Annotated in this window: 18 protein-coding genes and 1 pseudogene; 8 read left to right on the top strand and 11 right to left on the bottom strand. The window is 69.8% G+C overall.

The genetic code is table 11. The features are described 5' to 3' along the window. Positions 1-119 precede the first annotated feature (119 nt). Entirely contained in the window at positions 120-527 is a 408-nt protein-coding gene (locus tag A949_RS0113215) for a hypothetical protein (RefSeq protein ID WP_158687580.1), read from the top strand. Between the two features lie 256 nt (positions 528-783). On the opposite strand, the pseudogene A949_RS36415 reads toward A949_RS0113215, so the two are convergent. The 7 genes and pseudogenes from A949_RS36415 to A949_RS0113170 form a co-directional block, all read right to left on the bottom strand. Further along, a pseudogene (locus tag A949_RS36415) lies at positions 784-1,275 on the bottom strand (tyrosine-type recombinase/integrase); the annotation flags it as partial. A 15-nt stretch (positions 1,276-1,290) separates the two neighbouring features. After that, positions 1,291-2,171, bottom strand: a protein-coding gene (locus A949_RS36410; RefSeq protein ID WP_106428807.1) for an IS5 family transposase whose coding sequence is annotated in 2 segments (ribosomal slippage) — positions 1,291-1,790 and positions 1,790-2,171 — 882 coding nt in all. Because the reading frame shifts where the segments join, the coding sequence is not laid out codon by codon here. Between the two features lie 64 nt (positions 2,172-2,235). Further along, positions 2,236-2,643: an NUDIX domain-containing protein gene (locus A949_RS33290; RefSeq protein ID WP_019356484.1), complete on the bottom strand. Its 408-nt coding sequence runs from the start codon at positions 2,641-2,643 to the stop codon at positions 2,236-2,238. 59 nt (positions 2,644-2,702) lie between these two features. Beyond that, on the bottom strand, positions 2,703-4,565 hold the full coding sequence (locus A949_RS0113185) for an ABC transporter ATP-binding protein (protein ID WP_019356483.1): 1,863 nt from the start codon (positions 4,563-4,565) through the stop codon (positions 2,703-2,705). Positions 4,566-5,074: 509 nt separating this feature from the next. Next, positions 5,075-6,202, bottom strand: a complete 1,128-nt coding sequence (locus A949_RS0113180) for a hypothetical protein (RefSeq protein WP_019356482.1) — start codon at positions 6,200-6,202, stop codon at positions 5,075-5,077. Positions 6,203-6,276: 74 nt separating this feature from the next. Next, on the bottom strand, positions 6,277-7,119 hold the full coding sequence (locus A949_RS0113175; protein ID WP_019356481.1) for a TauD/TfdA dioxygenase family protein: 843 nt from the start codon (positions 7,117-7,119) through the stop codon (positions 6,277-6,279). A 39-nt stretch (positions 7,120-7,158) separates the two neighbouring features. Then, complete coding sequence (locus A949_RS0113170; RefSeq protein ID WP_019356480.1) at positions 7,159-8,037, bottom strand: amino acid--tRNA ligase-related protein; 879 nt, start codon at positions 8,035-8,037, stop codon at positions 7,159-7,161. A 496-nt stretch (positions 8,038-8,533) separates the two neighbouring features. On the opposite strand from A949_RS0113170, the gene A949_RS0113165 reads away from it, so the two are divergent. The 7 genes from A949_RS0113165 to A949_RS0113135 all read left to right on the top strand — a co-directional run bounded on the left by A949_RS0113165 (position 8,534) and on the right by A949_RS0113135 (position 14,801). Further along, entirely contained in the window at positions 8,534-8,734 is a 201-nt protein-coding gene (locus tag A949_RS0113165) for a hypothetical protein (RefSeq protein ID WP_019356479.1), read from the top strand. 114 nt (positions 8,735-8,848) lie between these two features. Then, a complete protein-coding gene (locus A949_RS0113160) occupies positions 8,849-9,916 on the top strand; it encodes a fatty acid desaturase (RefSeq protein WP_019356478.1) in 1,068 nt (355 codons plus the stop codon). Between the two features lie 119 nt (positions 9,917-10,035). After that, a complete protein-coding gene (locus A949_RS0113155) occupies positions 10,036-11,163 on the top strand; it encodes a hypothetical protein (protein WP_019356477.1) in 1,128 nt (375 codons plus the stop codon). 79 nt (positions 11,164-11,242) lie between these two features. After that, entirely contained in the window at positions 11,243-12,535 is a 1,293-nt protein-coding gene (locus A949_RS0113150) for a cupin domain-containing protein (RefSeq protein ID WP_020699828.1), read from the top strand. Further along, positions 12,532-13,365, top strand: coding sequence for a DUF3865 domain-containing protein (locus A949_RS0113145; protein WP_019356476.1), 834 nt, complete (start codon positions 12,532-12,534; stop codon positions 13,363-13,365). The genes A949_RS0113150 and A949_RS0113145 overlap by 4 nt, the downstream gene beginning before the upstream one ends. After that, entirely contained in the window at positions 13,362-13,790 is a 429-nt protein-coding gene (locus A949_RS0113140) for a GFA family protein (protein WP_019356475.1), read from the top strand. Before A949_RS0113145 ends, A949_RS0113140 begins: the two co-directional genes overlap by 4 nt. A gap of 144 nt (positions 13,791-13,934) precedes the next feature. Further along, positions 13,935-14,801: a dimethylarginine dimethylaminohydrolase family protein gene (locus tag A949_RS0113135; protein WP_019356474.1), complete on the top strand. Its 867-nt coding sequence runs from the start codon at positions 13,935-13,937 to the stop codon at positions 14,799-14,801. A gap of 42 nt (positions 14,802-14,843) precedes the next feature. On the opposite strand, the gene A949_RS0113130 is transcribed toward A949_RS0113135, so the two are convergent. The 4 genes from A949_RS0113130 to A949_RS0113115 all read right to left on the bottom strand — a co-directional run bounded on the left by A949_RS0113130 (position 14,844) and on the right by A949_RS0113115 (position 18,819). After that, positions 14,844-15,836 (bottom strand): transcriptional regulator, encoded by a 993-nt coding sequence (locus A949_RS0113130; RefSeq protein WP_237735818.1) that lies wholly within the window; start codon positions 15,834-15,836, stop codon positions 14,844-14,846. A 498-nt stretch (positions 15,837-16,334) separates the two neighbouring features. Beyond that, a complete protein-coding gene (locus A949_RS0113125; RefSeq protein WP_019356472.1) occupies positions 16,335-16,571 on the bottom strand; it encodes a GntR family transcriptional regulator in 237 nt (78 codons plus the stop codon). A 476-nt stretch (positions 16,572-17,047) separates the two neighbouring features. After that, positions 17,048-18,271: a cytochrome P450 gene (locus A949_RS33285; RefSeq protein WP_019356471.1), complete on the bottom strand. Its 1,224-nt coding sequence runs from the start codon at positions 18,269-18,271 to the stop codon at positions 17,048-17,050. 14 nt (positions 18,272-18,285) lie between these two features. Then, on the bottom strand, positions 18,286-18,819 hold the full coding sequence (locus tag A949_RS0113115; protein WP_019356470.1) for a GTP-binding protein: 534 nt from the start codon (positions 18,817-18,819) through the stop codon (positions 18,286-18,288). Positions 18,820-18,827: the final 8 nt, after the last annotated feature.

The raw sequence follows: 18,827 nt of genomic DNA, 5'->3' as shown, positions 1-18,827 counted from the left end.
GTGTGGTGACAGCAGCGATCTCGCGCGCGGTCGGCGCAGAAGCGTGTCGTCCCCATCATGGTGCCAGCGTCGTCGCGCCGTGGGGCGCGAGCGGGCCGCCTGCTCGGAGGGATCCGGGCTTGCCCGATCATGTTCCTCGCGGCACCTCGTCGGCGCGCACGGTGCGTGCGGTCTCCCAGGCGGCCAGCCGCTGGGAGACCACGGCGGTGTCGGGGTTCTGTCTGGACACCACGCGTTTCGGCGACCGGTTGGTGTACGTGGCGCTCGGGTCGCAATGGCTTCGATACCACGACGTCTCCTGCGGATGCGGGCTCGACTGGGTGACCGTGCACGCCGAGGCGGCCGGGCTCACCGCCGTCCAGTGTGGAGATGGTTGGGTCGCTCTGGTCGGGCCCGGCCTGACCGAGGACGTAGACGAATCGGCGCTGACCGCCGATGTCCTGTGGGAGGCAGTCACCGGCATGTCCGGCGACGGCAGGGTCGAAGCCGCGTACGTCAGGGACTGTCACGATGTGGACCGAGGGTGAGGCGCCTGCTGCTTCCCCCAGCCGATGTGGGCGACGGATTCTCTGCACAATCCGGCAGACGGGTTGACCTCGCTCCTCAGACCGGCTTTTGCCGTGACAAGCGGACGTCGCACCGGGGGCGGCATGTAGGTGTACCGACAGGGCCGGCGAGCGGTCGTGATTCAGCGGGGGCATGATGAGAAGATCGCCGGCGCCCGGTCACGAGCAACGGGGTCGGCAACGCTGGCTGGCCCACCTCCGTCGTGGTCCGTGAGCGTCAGGCGCCCTGCGTGTCCGTGTTGATGGCCTGAGCCGGAGCCACTCGGCGGGCTCGTGGTACGAGCTTGACGACGGCTTCGGCGGCGGCGCGGGCGAGGTCGTCCAGGACGGCCTGGTAAATGTCCCGGGTGATGCGGGTATCGCTGTGGCCGAGCGTCTCGGAGACGACCTTGATGTCGACGCCAGCGGCGAGCATGAGGGTGGCCGCCCCCTGCCGCAGGTCGTGGAGGCGGACCGGCGGGAGGCCGATCTCTGCCACGAGGCGGTCGAAGAGGTCGGAGACCTTGCCCGGGTGCAGGATGGAGCCGTCTTCCTCCGTGAAGGACCGGCCGGTCTCCTGCCACGCGGCACCCCATTCGCGGCGCTCTTCCTCCCGCTGGTGGCGCCGGGCGTAGAGTCCCTCGTTGGTCTCCTCGTCGAGAGCGATGATCCGGATGCCGCTGTTGGTCTTCGGCGGGCCTTCGAGGACCTCCCAGCCGTCCTGGGCTAGGCCGTTTCCTCTGGATCATCTCGCCGACCAGATGAAGATGGCGGCGAGGTAGATGGTGGCGGTCTTGTCGTAGCGGGTGGCCAGGCCGCGCCACTGCTTGAGCTTGTTGATGCACCTCTCGACGGTGTGCCGCTGCTTGTAGGTGTCGCGGTCAAAGGCCGGAGGACGGCCGCCAAGCCGGCCGCGCCGCTTGCGGTGCGCGGCCTGGTCGGCCGGCTGTGGGATCACTGCCCGGATCCTCCACTGCCGCAGGTGGAGGCGGATCGCCCGGGACGAATACGCCTTGTCGGCCAGGACCACGTCCGGCGTGACCCTGGGACGGCCGATTCGTCTGGGCACCCGTAGCCGCGCCATGACCTGCTCGAATGCGGGTGCGTCACCGGCTTGGCCCGGCGTGATGACGAACGCCAACGGTCGGCAACGACCGTCCGCGACGAGGTGGACCTTCGTGCTCAGTCCACCGCGGGAGCGGCCGAGGGCATGATCTGGGGGCTCGCCAGCCAGGGCCCCTTTTGACGGGCCCCGGCGGCGTGCTGATGCGCACGCACGATAGTGGAGTCGACAGCGACGACCCAGTCCAGATCGCCTTCGGCGTCGGCCTGGGCGAGCAGGGCCGTGAAGACCTTCTCCCAGGTGCCGTCGACGGCCCACTTCCGCAGCCGGTTGTGGGCGCCCTTCCACGAGCCGAAGTGCTCGGGCAGGTCCGTCCATGGCGTGCCGGTGCGGTACTTGAAGGCGATCGCATCGATCACCTGCCGGTGATCACGCCACCGCCCACCCCGCCGAGGGGTCCGATCCGGCAGCAACGGCTCAATGCGTGCCCACTGGGCGTCAGTCAACGACACACCCAGACCAACGATCCGATGATCCGAAAGAAACGGCCTAGCTCCATGCATCGGCACCCCTTCCCGACGGCCTTCCTCACTTGCCTGCGGAAGCCGGACAGGACTAGAGAGTCGATCACGTCACCTCGCCCCTCGAATACTGCAGGGTTGGAACACCGACTCTTCCCCAGTCCGGCGCGCGGAGGAACTGCGGGGTCATGCATAGTTCCTCGGGCCGGACACCGGTCTCCTCCTGGACCTCTCGCAGGGCGACGGTCAAGAGGGTGCGGTCTCCGGCCTCGGTGTGGCCGCCCGGAGCCAGCAGTTTCCCGCCGCTGGTCCTGTGACGGACGTGCAGCACGCGCCGGTCGCGGTCGATGACGACGGCTCCACAGGTGATGTGGCCGGGTAGCGTGGAGCGGCTGGTGGGATCGGCGTCGTCGTCGAGGGCGGCAGTCAGTCCGGCAAGGGCCTCCTGCTCCTGCGGGTGCCGGGTCAGATACGCCTCGAGGGTCGCGCGGATGTGGGGTCGTGTGAGGGGCACGTCATCACCTGGGAGGTTATGGGGGTGGGGGCGCGGGTCGGTTTCGGAGCGAAGGTGGCTCATGGGTGCCATTCGGGCTCTTTGCCGTCGGGTTCTGAGGTGACTTGGTAGGAGAGCAGTTCCCGGAACAGGCCCTCCTGGTGGGCGAGCTCCCGGTAGGTGCCCTCCTGGATGATCCGGCCTTCGTCGAGCACCACAATGCGGTCGGCCACGGCGACGTTGGCGATGCGGTGGGTGACCAGCAGTACGGCCCGGTCCTTGGCGAGGTCCCGCAGCCGCTGAAAGATCTGGAATTCGGCGCGCGGGTCGAGGTTCGCGGTCGGCTCGTCGAGGACCAGCAGCCCGCCTGGGCGGAAGAACGCCCGTGCCAGCGCGATTCGTTGCCACTGGCCGCCGCTGAGTTCCTCTCCGTTGAGCCACTCGCGGGCGAGGAGGGTGTCCAGGCCGGCGCCGAGCTTGTCGACGACCTCGTCGGCGCCGGCGGCCTCGCACGCCTGGTTCACTGCCTCGTCGCCGCGCGGCGAGGGCTGGCCGAGGGTGATGTTCTCGCGCGCGGTGAGCGGCCACTGGGCGTAGTCCTGCGGCACCAGGGCGACCCGCTGCCACAGCGCCTGCGGGTCGGCTTCGCCGGTCGGGGTGCCGTCCCACAGCACCTCGCCGTCGGTGGGCAGATAGAGGCCGCAGGCCAGGTTCGAGAGCGTGGACTTGCCCGAGCCATTGAAGCCGACCAGCGCGGTGACTTCGCCCCGGCGAAGGGTGAGCGAGACATCGGACAGCGCGTCGCTGCCCTTGCCCGCGTAGCGGTGGGAGACCGACTTGATCTGGATTGTCTTCGGTGGCTCGGGCCGGTGCTCGCCCCGGCGCATGCGGAATCCGCCGGCCTTCGTCAGGAAGTTGCTCCAGTCGTCCATGTACAGCCCGGTGCGCACGGTGCGGGCCCCGACGCTCACCAGGCCGCGGACCGACTGCCCCACCGTCTGCAGGGCGAAGACGGCCGTTCCGGCGTGCCCGACGCTGATACGGCCGGTGGCCAGCAGCGCCACGACGGCCGCCCATACGAGGGCTGACCCGAGACCTCCGCACATGGCGCCGAGCACGGACATGCGGGCGCCTTTGTCGGCCGCGGCGCGGTCTTCGCGGTTGATGCGGGCGACGGTCTGCCGGTAGCGGCCGGTGAGGAAGCCGGCCATGGTGCCTGCGCGGATCTGGTCGGCGGCGTGCTTGGTGTAGATGTGCCAGCGCAGCACGCCCAGCATCCGGTAGTCCCCGTTGGAGCGGAGGTTGGCCAGATACCGCACCCGGGCGGCGCTGATCTGGGCAATGGCCTGCGGGAGGCTGGCCGCCGCCAGGAGCGGAAGCAGCACCCAGTGCACCCCGGCCAGCACCACGGCCCCGGCGACGAAGGACGCGGAGGAGGCGATCAGGTCCTGCCCCTCGTTGATCAGGTCCCCGGTGACCTGGGCGCCGCGGTCGGCTGCTTCGCGGTCGCGGTTGAAGTCGGGATCGTCGTAGGCCCGCAGCTCCGCCTCGGCGCAGCCGGTCAGCAGCATCTGCTCGGCCTCGCGGGTCATGAGCGGGCCGAGCCGGGAGGAGAGCCAGTTGACGGTGATCCCCAGCAGCGCGCGTACGCCGGCGGCACCGGCGAGCAGGGCCACCGAGGGCCACGCCTCCAGAATCCGCTGGTAGACGTCCCCACTGCGCAGCAACGCGGTGAGAGTCCCGCTGATCGCGACCAGCCCCAGGGCCTGCGTCACCCCGGAGGCTGTCTGGCACAGTAGGAGGCCGACGGTGGCGCGCCGGTCGACCCGCCAGGCCAGCGACAGCGAGCGGCGTACCAACTGCGGCAGGCGCCGGGCCATGTCGCGCATCCGGATCGAGCGGCCGGCCGCTTCGCGGCTGCCGGTGACGTCGACGAATCGCATCTGCGATTCGGCAGGGGGAGCGTCGGAACTGGGCGGGGCGGTGCGCGGGCCCGGGACGCTGTCGGCTGATGCATCGGTGGGCTCGCTCACGCCGCCCACCCCGTATCCGGACGTGCGGTGCTGATACCGCTGCCGTCAACGCTGTACACGGCCGAGGAGAGGTGTCGTTCGATTCCTGGGGGCTGATGCGCGGGAGTAGGAGCAGGATGCATGGCGTCCTCCATCTGGGCAGCGAAGTGGCACTGGTGCTCTAAAAACGCGTCGAATCCGGTCTCGTCACGGCCTATTCGCGGGCACTTTGTGAACGCGAGTTCTAATGCCGGGGGTCGGCCGTGCGGGCCGGGATCGGGCAGGGATCAAACTCGTTCGATCGGACGGGGGCGTTCGTTTGGGGGATTGCGTCCTGATGCCGGAGGTGGTTCGGGCATGGCTGCGCCGGGGCATGGCGGCCTCTGTCGCCACGCCCTGCGGTGGACCGGTTCAGTTCAGGGGAGCGGGCAGTTCGTTCGTCATGCCTCCAGGAGGCGGAAGTCCGCCGCCGGGAAGCGGCGCCCGTTGACCTGAAGGGCGATCGAGTGTGGGCCGGGGGTGAGCTTCGCCGTGGCGGTGGAGCGCATTGTGTGGCTCTTGGCCAGGCGGAGCCCCTGGCCCGGTTCGGCGCTGTCGCGCAGAAGGAAGAACGCCTTCTCCCGCGGCTTGCCGGTGGGCGTCGTCGAGGAGATCACGTACATCACGTGCACCGCAGCGGTCGCCGTGGTGGTCAGCTCGGCGGAGAAGCCGAGGGTGTCCCCGTCGTACAGCTCGGTGCGCTCCAACGTCAGCGGGGCCACTTCGATGGGGGCGTCGTGCTGGTATCCGAGGAAGGTGTAGGCGGGTGGCCAGCCCTTCTTCAGCCTGCTGCGCAGCGCGTCCCGGGCGAGGGTCGTGAAGTGCTTTTCGGTGGCACGGTCGGCGTCCCGCCAGCGCTGGAGGGTGGCCACGACCAGCTCGGGCTGGTCGAAGGCGATGTCGTGCAGGTGGTTGGCGACCGAGCGGCGCACGTACGCGCTGGAGTCGGCGTACAGCTCTTCCAGGACGGGCAGACCCGCGTCGGTCGACAGCGGGATGCGTGGGGCCCAGGGGAGGCGGGGGCGGGTGGCTTCGCTCGCGAGGCGGCGCACCCGGTGGTCGTCGTCGCGAGCCCAGGTGGTGAGGGCGCGCATCGTCTGGTCGGGGAAGTCGGCCAGGAAATGCCGCACCGGGAGCTCGGCGGAGAAGTACCCGGTCATGCGGGCCAGCGCGGTGAGCGCGTGGTCCAGGTGCTCGGCGGTGCGGCAGTAGCGGGCGACGTAGTCGGAGTGCGGGGAGTAGAGGTGCAGGCCGAAGTCGTTGGTCACGCCGGCGGCCTCGGGGGTCGGCGGGAGGGAGCGCAGCAGGATGTCGAGCGCGTCGGGGCCGGTGACCGGAAGGTGGGCGTGCAGGCCCTCGCTGGTGCGGGCGATCCGGGCGCTGAGTGCCAGCCGGGGAAGGTCGGCCATCACCGACTTCACGAAACTGTAGGCATCGAACTCGGGACAGGCCGTCTGGACTTCTCGGCCGATGCGGGCGATGCGCTCGGCGTGGAGAGCGGCTTCTTTCAGGGGAACCTTCACGGTCATGCGCAAACCCTAGTGACGGAGACAGACCGGGCCTCGCGATCGCGCCGCGAGTCATCCGGAGCGGCGGGACGAAGTCAGCGGACAGAGGCGCGGTACAGCAGGCGGTGATGGCGGGCGCTGTCGCAGGGGGAGGCGGTGTGGAGGGTGGCGAGGTTGTCCCACACCACGAGGTCGCCCTGGCACCACCGGTGGCTGTAGACGTACCGGGGGCTGGTCGTGTGCTCCGTCAGTTTCGATAGCAGGCTGCTGCTGTCCTCCGCGGTCATGCCGACGATTCCGCGGATGACCATGGGGCCGAGCAGGAGCGAGCGGGCGCCGGTGACGGGATGGGGCAGTACGAGCGGGTGCTGGGCTTCGGGCTGGCCGGCGAGGCTGCCGGCTGCGGCCGAGGAGGTGCCGCCGCTGGCCTGGGCCTGCAGGGTGCCGAGCTGCTGGATGGAGTGGCAGGCGCGCAGACCCTCGATCTGCTCCTTGAGCTCGGGCGGCAGTTCCGCGTAGGCGCGGGTGGCGTCGGCGAACCGGGTCTGCCCGCCGCGCTCGGGGGTGATGACCGAGTACAGCAGCGTCGCCCGGGTGAGCTCGGGCTTGAAGGAGTTGTCGGCGTGCCATTCCTCTTCGTCGTCGCCGTCGTAGATGCCGACGTGTGCCCCGTCCTCGACGATGTTGCTGACGCAGGTGATCCCGGGGAAGCCCTCGACGGCGTACCGGCGGTCGACGTCGGTGTCCACGGTGCCGAAGTGGGCGCTGACGGTGAGGAGGTCGGCGTGGTTGAGGTGCTGCTGGGGGAAGACGAGCAGCCGGTGGTGTGCCAGAGCGTTCGCCAGCTCGGGAACGAGTGGCTGCTCCCTGTGCTGGCTCAGGTCGCAGTCGACTTCGGCTCCGAGCCCGCCTGGAAGCGGGCGCAGGGTGAGGGGCATCGCGAATCCTCCTGGCGAGGCGTGGCGGCGGGGGGCTGCTCAGTACTGGGGGGATTGCAGGAAGCGGCGGATGTCCTTGATGCCGGAGGCGGCCATGCACAGCCGCTCGATGCCGACGCCCAGGCCGACGCTGGCGGCCGGCACCCGGCCGTCTTCGATCGCCTCCCACGCCAGGCGCTGTTCCTCGTCGTAGAGGTCCACCGCGCGGGCGCGCTCGGCGAACGCCTCGCCATCGGGCTCGTCTTCGTATCCGTGGACGACCTCAAGGCCGTCCACGATGAGCTCGAACCGGTTGATGGTGGCGGTGGCGCCGGGGGTGAGGCGGGCGCACGGCTCGTCCCCGCCGAGCGGGTAGTCAGTGAGGAACACCGCGGTGCCCGCGCTGCGCGGCTCCAGCTCGCGCTCCACGTACTGCCCGAGCACGTCCTTGAACGGCACCGAAGGGGGGAGGCGGAGGTGGGCGGCCATCTGTGCGGGGAGGTCGCCGAGTCCTTCGCGCCGCAGGTTGATGCCGAAGGTGTCCCGGATGTGCTCCGCCACGGAGATCCGCACGGGGGTGTGGGGGATGTGCGGGGCGACCAGCCGCTCGGCCAGGGAGAAGAGGAACGCGAAGTCCTCGCCCGCGGCGTACAGGTCGAGCATCGTGAACTCGCAGGCGTGGAGCTCGTCCGGCTTCTCCGGGCGGAAGCACGGCCCGATCTCGAAGATCCGCGGGTGGTGCTCCAGGTTCACCCGCAGCGCGGGCCCGATCATCGCGCGCAGGAACCGGCCGCCGTCCAGGTCGGCCGCGGCCCGGCGCCCCGGTCCGAGGTCAGCGCGCCGGGCAACGGGGGTGACGACCTCGACGAAGGAGCCCGCGCGCAAGGTGTCGCGCAGGGAGTAGAGCACGTCGGACTTCATGGTGATCGGGTCGAGCATGCAGCTCTCCTCAAGTCCAGGGCTTCGTGGGCCAGCCGATGTCGCCCTGGCCGCGTTCGCATTCCGGCTCATCGGCGGGCCACAAGCTAGCTGCGGTCGTGCGCGCGGCAGAACCCCGCCGTCGGACACTGACCCCCTCGCGGAAGCCAAGAGCGCTCACCACGAGTCCCCATGCAGCATGTTTGCGCAGGTCAAATGGGGTGTGCGTGCAACGCTCGCGCAACAGCCGGGCGCGCCCGGAGCAACGCCGCAGAGCGTTGCCGCGACCATCCGGGCGGCCATAGCGTGATTGCTCAGGCACCCGGCGCGACTGCGTCACGCCCTCACCTCTCGCAGGGAGGCATCCGCTCCCGGCGTGATGGGCGGCGTGCCGCCCGTATCCCCGGGCGCCTCGGGGCGACGGCACTCACAGCTCACCCTGCCGCGGCCCGGCAGCACACTCACCGCCCGATTACCACGGACTCGCGGAACTTCCGCGACGAAGGGAGAGCCCCCTATGACCACTGCGATCACCGGACTGCACTCCGGCAGCAGCCTGAAGCTCGGCACCACGGTCGTCACGACGCTCAAGGACGGCATGCGTCCCGACGCCGGGCTGCAGCTCGGCATGCGCCCCGACGCCGCCCTGAAGGACGGTATGCGTCCCGACGCCGCCGGGCTGCAGCTCGGCATGCGCCCGGACGCCGCGGCCGCCTGACCTGACGCGCCTCCCGCCCCGGGCGCGGTCCTGGACAGCCCGCGCCCGGGCACGGTGCGCAGCTCGCACCGTCGTGATGTACGCCCCCGAGATCCGCTACGCCTGGAGGAATTGATGGGCAGCCCCGCCGCGCGCCCGGTGCAGCACTCGGCGCCACGAGGCAGAACGCGCAACGGGACCGGCGCCTCGGGCCCCGTCCGCAGGGCTCTTGGCCCGCAGCTCATCGCCGACCTGGAGAAGCTGTGCGGCCGCCCCACGATCGGGCTGTTCGACGTGGCCAAGGACCTCGCGGCCGTTGCGCTGGCGGCTTGGGCCGGGCACCACGTCGGTCACGTCGTCGGTCCCCTGCTGGCCGTGGTCTACATCGGCGTGCGGCAGCGGCATCTGTCGAACCTGGCGCACGAGTGCGTGCACTCCAAGCTGATGGCCACGCGCGGACCCAACCGGCTCGTCGGGTACGCGCTGACCGCGCTCCTCGGCGAAGGGTTCCTGCCCTACCGCAGCACCCACGCCGTCCACCATGCCAAGCTCGGCTCCGACGACGATCCGATGTTCCAGTCCTACAAGGCCGGCAACATCTGGGCCGCTCGTACGGCGCGAGGCCGCCTCTCCTTCGTGCTGCGCTTCATCGTGCGCGCCGCCCTGTGGCGCCTGCCGACGACCGCGGCGCGCACTCTGGTCACCAAGGCACCGGAAGAGACGTGGCGGGCACTGGGTGCCCGGGCCGTGCTGTGGGCGGCCGCCGTCGCCGCGTGCTGGCCTTTCGAGGCCGTCGGCGCCTTCCTCTTCTACTGGCTGGTGCCGCTGGTCCTGGTGCGGCCCGTCGTCACCTGGATCACCGACCTGGGCAACCACGCGGGCCTCATCCTCAATGAGGACGTACTGCTGCAAACCCGCGGCTGGTCCTCCCACTGGCTCATCCGGCACCTGCTCGGCGGCCACCTCGACGACATGTACCACCCGGTGCACCACTGGTGCCCGCAGATTCCCTGGCGGCGCCTTCCCGAAGCCAGGGCTCTGGCCGCGCAGCAGTTGGAGCGCTGGGACGAAGTGCCTTGGTGCAGCGGCTACTTCGCCCGACGGCGCTCCACGCCCGAGACGCCGTGCGTGATCGAGGACATCATCGCCCGCCTGAGCGCCACCGCCGCACACCATCCGCCGCGCGCCCGCGACGCCGCCTGACCCACCTTCACCGCACCGTCCACCGAGCAGCCGACACCGCTGTGCCCAGCGCTCCGCCGCGCGAGCGGCGCGGCCGGTCTGCGCAGCGTCGGCACCGGCCGCCGAGGAGGCGGCACGCCATGACCGATCCCGCTCTCGCCGTAAGCAGCTTCGACGAATGGACCCAGCTCCGCGAGGTCGTTGTGGGCCGCGCTGAGCATTACACCGCGCACCACGTCGACGCCTCATGGCGCTTGTTCTTCTTCGACAACGTGGCCCCCGCCCTCACCGGCGGAGCCGCCGTGCAGGACCTTCTGCCGATCCCCGACCGGCTCGTCGACGAGCTGAACGAGGACATCGCCGGACTGGTCGACGCCCTGGCCGGCTGCGGGGTGCGCGTGCACCGGCCCGCGGCCCCGGGCAAGGACGTCGACATCAGCTCCCCGCACTGGGAGGCCCGGGCCACCCCGCCCCTCAACGTCCGGGACCAGACGATCGTCCTCGGGGACACCATCGTCGAGACCGCGCCCCACGTGCGCGCCCGCGTCTTCGAGAACGACCTGCTCAAGCCGATCTTCTACCGCTACTACGGCGCCGGGTCGAACTGGGTGAGCATGCCGCGGCCCGCGCTGGCCCGCGGTTCCCTGGACGACGCCTTCTTCCGCCGCCAGGGCATCGACGTCTCCCGCGCCACCGATTCCGAGACGGCCCTGGACATCGACGGGCTCGGCCTGGAGATGGTTTTCGACGGCGCGCAGTGCATGCGTCTGGGCCGGGACGTCCTGGTCAACGTCGCCAACGACAACCACGAGCTGGCGCTGCGCTGGCTGCGGGACAACCTCCCGCACCTGCGTTTCCACCGCCTCGATGGCATCGCCGACAACCACATTGACAGCGTCATCGTGCCGTTGCGTCCCGGGCTGATGCTGCTGCGCTCCCCGGAGTACCTGAAGTACCTGCCCCAGGCCCTGCACTCCTGGGAGGTGATCTACGCCCCTCAGACCGACGACCGGAACTTCCCGGACTACAGCGACCTCGGTTTCGTCATCCCCATCGGCAGCCGCTACATGGACATCAACGTCCTGTCGGTCGACGAAAACACCGTCATCGTCAACTCCCTGTATCCGGAGCTGATCACCGTTCTGGAACGCCGCGGCTTCACCGTCGTCCCCGTCCGGCACCGGCACCGGCGGCTCTTCGGCGGCGGCTTCCACTGCTTCACGTTGGACACCGTCCGCTCCGGCGGCTGCGAGGACTACCTGGACTGACCCGGCGCCGGGCACCGCCCGCGTCGGCTGCACCCCTGTCCCGGCCGCGCTCCGCGGCCCCTGTTCACCAGGAGATCGAGTGACCTACGCCTGGCCTCTGAGCCGAGAATTCTGGAACGACGAGTTCCCCGCCAAGACCGACGCGAGGACCGCGCCGCACCTGTTCAAGGGCCTTATCCCGTCGAGTGCGGCGAGCCCCAGCGATGTGCTGGGCGGCTTCACCGCGATCCGCCACGCCTACGCCGCCGACACCCAGACCAAGGCGAAGGCCCGCGTCTACGTCGGCGAGGAGCGGCGCGATGATCTCCTGCCCGAGGTCCTGACCGCATCCGCCTGGCCCGAGGGGGGCTTCGTCGAGTGGATGCAGTCCGTCGTGGACGCCGAACGCTTCAGCCTGGTGATCAACAACCTGGAGACCGTCAGCCCGCCGCTGGCCAAGGGCCTGGGCACCTTTCTCGCCTCCCTCTTCGACGGGTGGGGCGTCCCGCTCGGCGGCGCCGAGCAGGTCGCCTTCGCCGGCAACTATGCCGGGACCGCCTTCGGCGTCCACGAGGGCTACGAGGACGCGTTCCTCATCCACCTCGGCCCGGGCACGAAGAATTTCTATACCTGGCCCGGGGGCGAGTACGAGAAGCTCACCGGCGGCACGGGCCCGCTCTACGGCGACTACCGCTGGCTGCTGAAGCACGGCCGGCACTTCGTTCTGGAGCCGGGGGACGCCCTGTTCCTGCCGCGCCGGGTCTTCCACGTCGGCACGCAGAACGAGTTCTCCGTCTCGGTGGCCGTTCCGCTCTACACCTACCCGGACGCCGGGCTGATGCGTCAGGCGATCCTTCCCGAGCTGCTCGACTCCCTGCTGGCCGACCGCGGCCCCGACGACGAGCGCAGCCAGCCCTCGCCGATGGCCTCTCAGGCCGAGGGAGATGGCCCTGTCGCGCAGCGCCTGGCCGACCTCGCCCGTACGACGCTCACCACGGCTGCCGAGCAGGCCGAGGAGGCAGTTGAGCAGCATGTGCGGCAGCGGTGGGAGACGGTGCTCAGCAACGGCGGCTGGGAGCTGGCCGAGGACGACCTGTCCCGCTCGCTGGCCGCCGCGGCTTTCGACGCGCGGGATGTGAAGCCCGGCGCCACCGCCTCCCTCGTCCCGCCCTACCGGCTGGGCCTGGCCGGGGAGCACGTTTTCCTGCGTGGCTTCCAGGTCGCCATCGACGCCCACGTGCTGGAGGCGGACATGGTCTCGGCCCTCAACGCCGGCGCCAGCGTCCCCCTGCCCCACGACGAGAACGTCCTGGCCGCGGTCCGCGCCCTCGGCGCCACCGGCGGCCTGAAGGTCACCACCCGCTCCACCGCTTCGGAGGACCCCACCGCATGAACCCTGAAAACTCGCTGGTCCACGCCTACCTCGCGGCCTTCCCCGAGACTCGCAGCGCCGTCAACGGCACCCTGCTGGGCAACTTCACCTCGGGCAACGACCTCGTCGACAAGCACCTCGCCCCGATGATCGACTGGGTGTACGGGAGGATCGCCGACCGGGTCACCGCGAGCGAGCTCACCGAGCCCCAGGCGCGGATGTACATCGAGGAACTGTCCGTCTTCGCCCGCTACAACGCGCAGTTCCTCAAGCAAGCCGCCACGAGCGTGGAGGGCTTCTGCCCGGAGCTCGCCCACGAGCTGCGCCGCAACCATCTGGAGGAGGGCGGCGAGCGCGGCAAGGTCCCCGCGCACTACGTGCTGTACTCAGGCGCCCTACTCGCCGACCTCGGCCTCCTCGTCAACGGGCACGTCCCTGCTCCCGAGACGGCCCTGCTGGTCGACCTGCATCAGTGGATGGTCGGCTCGCACATGCCCAGCCTGATAGCCGGGGCGTACTACGCCACCGAGGCCGTGGCCATCGCCGAGACCGAGATCCTGCGCGACATTACCAACCGGTACGGCGAGCTGACCGTCGACGCCAGCGGCAGCGAGCTGAAGAACTTGGACTACTACTACCGACTCCACCTGGACGACGACCACCACGCCGCGCAGGTAAAGGGCATGAGCGTGGAGGCCGCGCACATCGAGGGCCTCGCGCAGTTCATCCGGAAGGCTGATCTCTTCCACATCGACCTGCCGCAGGCCCTGGATGGGTTCCTGCAGATCCTGGAGGCGATGACAGCATGGTGGACTCAACTCGACCACCGCGCACAGGAGATGAACCGATGAACGCCACCCCCGCCGAGACCGACGAGCGCACCGGCGGCTGCCTGTGCGGAAAGATCCGCTTCGTCGTGAAGGGCAAGGCCGACTACCCGCACACCTGTAGTTGCCCCCACTGTCAGCGGCTGGGCGGCGCTCCGGTGATGTGGTGGGCCGGCTTCGCCACGGACGGTCTGTCCTGGACCGGCGAGGGGGGCGAGCCGAAGTGGTTCGAGACGTTCCCGGGCCAGGCCAAGCGGGCCTTCTGCCCCGACTGCGGCAGCCGCATCGCGGCCCTCGACAGTGACATCCCGGACATCGGCATCAACGTCACGGCCCTGGACGACACCAGCGGTGCCGACCTCGTCCCCGTCAACCAAAGCTTCCGGGACAGCGCGGTGCACTGGCTGCCTTCGGTTCCCGACACCCAGCACAGCACCGTCGCGGGCTGAACCGAACCGGTCGCTCGGGTGGCGAGACGCCCTCACCACCCGAGCACGGCCGGGACGACAGCACTACCGCCGCCGTGCCGTGCCCTCTTCCCGCGACCGGACCCCGAGCCGGTCCTCCCGTCGGCACCACCACGGAGGCCGCCTGTGCTCGCCCCGCACGCCACCAGCGAATACGGCACCCTGCGGCGGGTCGCCATGCGCTACGCCGGCAACTTCACCCGCCCCCTGGAGGGGCCCGGGGTGCACCCAGTCCTTGCCCGGCAGCAGACCACCAGCACCTGGGCCCCGCACGACACGGCCCGCGTCCATACGCAGCAGAACGCCCTGATCACCCTCCTGCGCCGCCACGGCGCTGAGGTCGTCCTTCTCGATGCCGCCCCGGGCTGCTCAGCCCAGCATTACCCGCGCGATCTCGGCTTCGTCATCGATGACGTCCTCTTCCTCGCCCGGCTGAACTCCGCGCACCGGCTCCCGGAAGCCGCCGCGCTCACCCGGCTCGCCTCCGCGATGCCGAAGGTCGCACGCCTGCCGGAGGGGACCATCGAGGGTGGCGACGTCATGCTCCACGACGGCTCGGTCCTCGTCGGCCTGAGCGAGGAGACCTCGCCCGCCGGCGCCGACGCCCTGCAGTGGGCCTTGAGTCAGCTCTGCATCGACCGCGAGGTGATCCCTGTTCGCTTCGCGGTCGAGGGCATCGTCCACCTCGACGACCACTTCGCCATCGTCGCCCCGCACACCGCACTCATCCACCGTGCCGTCTTTCTTCCGGCGCAAGTTCGCTGGTTCGAGCAGCACTTCGAGCTGATCGACATCACCGATGACGAGGCCCTGGCCGTGCACGGCAATGTCCTGGCGATCGCGCCACGGGCGGTCGTCGTCGCCCGCGGCAGCGACCGCATCGCCCGGCAGCTGGCCGCACGGGACATCGAGGTCCTTGCCGTCGACTACTCCGAGGTGACCAAGCTCCCCGGAGCGCTGCGCTGCACCACCCTGCCTCTGTTGCGGAGCTGAACGCCGCTGCCGGGCCGCGCGAGGCATGCCACTGCGCGGACCCTAGAACTCGTGGAGCTGCTGGCCAGAGCTGAGCCGGTCGATGCGCGCCGTCAGCCTCTTGCTCATCAGGTGGCGTGAAGCATCCGCCGCGCGTGCTGTTAGCTCGCTGTGCTCCAGCAGGTCTCCGCGAAGGCGCGCCAGCTCTGCTGCGGTAATGAGCAGCTCGACGTGATCACGTGTGCGGGCGCTCGACATGCCTCCGGCCGTCTTCAGCGCCTGAGTCCCAGGGTCCGCCAGGCCGGCCACCGCCAGAGCCCACGCCGCCTGTGCCTCCAGCTCGTACTGGTCGAACCAGGTGAGCCAGAGTGGCTGCTGCGATCCGTGCCGGGCTCTGCTGAATGCTTCCCGGGCCTGAGCGACCGCTTTCGGCACTTGCTCGGGCCTGCCGTTGAAAGCCCAGGCTCTGGCCTCGGTGATTGCGGCGTACGCCTTCACGAGCGGCCGCGTGCCGTCAGAGGCGAGGACGGCGCTGCGGGCATGCGTGAGCACGTCCTTCCTGTCTCCTTGAGACGCGGCCAGCCGGGCCTGGTGGATGTGCACACGCGCGATGCGGCCGCGATCACCGATCGCCTGGGCCAACCTCATGGCCTGAAGATCGTACCGCTGTGCGAGCCCCGGAAGCTGGTCGTCGTAGGCCATGCTCGCCATCGCGAGGACCGCGTCTGCCACACCACCGTAGAGCCGCTTTCCTGTCCGCGCGGAGAATGCGCCGTTCAGCAGCTGAATGGCATGAGCGTTGAGGAAGGACGCGAAGACGCCGCGAAACTTGCCTCCGCCATGCTGCGCATCCAGCCTTCCGTAGAGAGCTGTGTGGTCCTCCAGCAGCTCCATGTCGGCGACTCTCACCTCATAGCTGCCCGGTCCTGCGATGTTCCTGTCAGGCGGCATGACGAGCGCTTCGCGTGAAGCAGAGCCGAAGACGCCGGGAATGAAGGCGCTCTTCACAGCGCTGCGGCGCCGCATGGCATCAAGCTCCCAGAGCTTGGACAGCATGCGCACGGCGTGGGGAAGGTCCCTGTACTCAAGGGACTCTGCGGCTACGTCCGCTGTGTCCGCCGGCCAGCCAAGACTCGCCGGAGACACGTGCCGGCGCAGCGCCGAGGACAGCACATGACAGGCGGCCGCCGCGAGCTCAGGACTGGGCACCGCCCCGCTGCACCATCGCGAAACCGTGCTGGGACAGACCGTGTAGGGCAGCCCTACCTCAGCACATCGTGCGCGAACCCGCCGGGCGAAGCCACGAATCGACCAACCCAGCAGCTCCAGGTGTCTGCATAAGAATTGGTTACGGACACCCTCACAGTTCTCTTCCGGGCCGGAGCGTGCCATCACACCATCCATCGTGCTGTCGGTCGCGGAGACCACTCCGCGGACGCTGACCCGATGGGGGCCGCATTCTGTTGGCAAGATCGAGTCATGGGTGCGGCTTCCTCGGCGACGTGCTCCGGGTAGCCGGGTGAGGGGGGAGTGTCGACAGGAAAGTGGCCCCCCTCAACCGGGGGCGGTTCTGTGGGGGCTGGTGATGGACCCGCTGGTCTGCTCCTTTTCCAGCAGTCCCGCTTCGATCAGGGGGCCGGTGATCTTTTGGACCACCGTCTGGGACACCCCCAAGTCCGCGGAGAGCTGGACCAGGCCCAGCCTCCTGCCCGGCGGATAGCAGCCGTGGGACAGGCAGGAGCGCAGCAGATTCTCAGCCTGCACGGTGAGCGTTTGTGCGCGCTTTTGCACGATGTGGTCCTTCTAGACGGCTGGCTGCGTGTGCTCAGCGGAATGGCGGGGCGGTTCAGGAGTCGCGATCACGCCTTTGGCGACAAGGGCTTCACCCTCCCTCCAGCTCAGCCGCGCTCCCGGTTGCCGAGCAGGTGGGTGAGGGGGCGATGGTCATGTTCGGCCAGCCTCGGGTCCAGGCGACGAGTCGCTTGGCCCGTAGATCGGCGAGGGCCCTGTCGACCACCTTGGTGGCGCAACGGGCGCGGGCACCCGGAGCCACCAGTTGCCCGCCCACTCGAGCGATCCCTGCTCGACCAGGAGCGTCACGGCATGTCGTACCAGGGGAAAGGGGCGTATCAGCCGCCTCCCACAGGCCGCTCCCACAGCGAATCGGATCGTTCCTCGGACGGCAAGCCAGGGGTCGAGCACCGGGCGGCAGGCACGCCGAGACCGGTGATCATGAGGAGACAGGTGATCACGAGACTGCCTCCCGTTCACGGGTGGTCCGCTTGGGCGCGCATGGCGGGCGTGGCGGAGGCGCGCTTCACAGCGAGGGGCATGCGCTCCCAGCCGCGCAGGAGGTTGTTCAGCACGCGGTCCGGCTCTCCGGCGGTGGTCAGGTTGGTGCATTGTGCGGCCAGCGCCCGCAGCACGGCGCGGGCTTGCAACTCGGCCAGGGGGATGCCCGCGCACAGGTGCGGTCCGCCGCCGAAGGCGAGGTGGCGGTCGGCACGACGGCGGCGGACGTTGAAGACGTCGGCGTCCGGTCCCCACGCGAGGCGGTCGCGACCTGCCGAGCCGTACAGCAGCCAGACCTGTTCGCCCGCCTCCAGCCGTGTGTCGTCGACATCGGCGGTCTCGGTCACCATCCGGCCGAAGCCTTGTATGGGAGCTTCTAGGCGCAGAGCCTCGTGGAAGGCGGGGGTCGCGCAGGTGGGATCCTGGCGAATCCATGCGAACTGCTGCGGATGGCGGGCGAGTTGTGCAATGGCTTCGGTGATGCCGAGGATGGTGGTGTCCATGCTCGCCGCTGTGTAGGCGGAGGCGAGAGGGATCGCGTCCTTCTCCTCGATCCTGCCGTCATCGACGGCCTGGAAGATCGCCCCCATCCACGATTCGGGTGCGACGGTGTCGCGGGTGACGGCTTCGTGGAGGAAGGCGACCATCCGGCTGGCGACGGGAAGTGCACGCTGGTAGCGCTCGTTGTCGGGGCCGAACACGTCGAACGTGGCGGCGGCGCCGGTCAGCAAGTACGCGCGGGTCTCCTCTGGGAGCCCCATCAGCTCCATCACGGTGTCGCACACCATGTGCCGGGCCAGCGCCGCGGCGTCGAAGCCGCCGTCTGCGACATGCTCCTCGACCAGCCTTTCGGCGCGCGCGGTAACGACAGCGACCAGGCGCCGCATGGTGCGCGGGGCAAGCTGCGCGGACAGCACACGGCGCAGCCGGATGTGCTGTTCGGCGTCGGAGGCGAGGACGGTGCCGGCGAGGATCCGGGTGTTGGCCGGTTCGGTCAGGGCGACGCCGCCCTCGGAGCCGTAGGTGTCCGGGGTGTGCAGGATGGCCTCCGCCTCGCGGTGGCGGGGGATCGCCCAGACCCCGTACCGCGTGAGGTAGACCGCGGGACCTGTCTCGCGGAGCTGTGCGTAGAGGGGGTAGGGGTCGGCCAGGGCGCGGTCGTCGAACAGCGGGACGTCGCTGCTGGGGGCGGCAGGCATGGCGGTCCTCCTGATCAGGCGGTGATGGGCTGGCGAAGGCGGTATTCGAGCAGCTCGATGAGGGCATGGGTGCTGGAGCCCGCTTCACGGGCGTCGAGCTGGAGTAAGGGGACGCCACGAGGCAGGCCGATCGCTTCGCGCAGGTCGCTGCCGCTGTAGGAGGGAGCGGCGTCGAAGGCGTTGACGGCGACGATGAACGGCACGTGGCGGCGTTCGAAGAAGTCGAGGCTGGCGAAGCAGTCGTCCAGGCGCCGGGTGTCGGTCAGGATGATGGCACCGAGCGCGCCTCGGGCCATGTCCTCCCACATGTACCAAAACCGGTCCTGGCCGGGGGTGCCGAACAGGTAGAGGGTGATGCCGTCCACGGTCCGGCGCCCGAAGTCGAAAGCGACGGTGGTTGTCGTCTTCATCGGCACGTCCGTCATGTCGTCGATGCCGCTGCTGGCCTCGGTGATGGTGGCTTCGGTGTTGAGCGGGTCGATCTCGCTGACCGAGCCGACGAATGTGGTCTTGCCGACCCCGAATCCCCCGGCGATGACCACCTTCATCGCGTCGG

Origin of the sequence: Streptomyces sp. AA1529 (assembly GCF_000280905.1) — a bacterium.
GTDB lineage: Bacteria > Actinomycetota > Actinomycetes > Streptomycetales > Streptomycetaceae > Streptomyces.
Note: the sequence above shows the minus strand (reverse complement) of the source record. Positions and strands in the feature narration are given on the sequence as shown.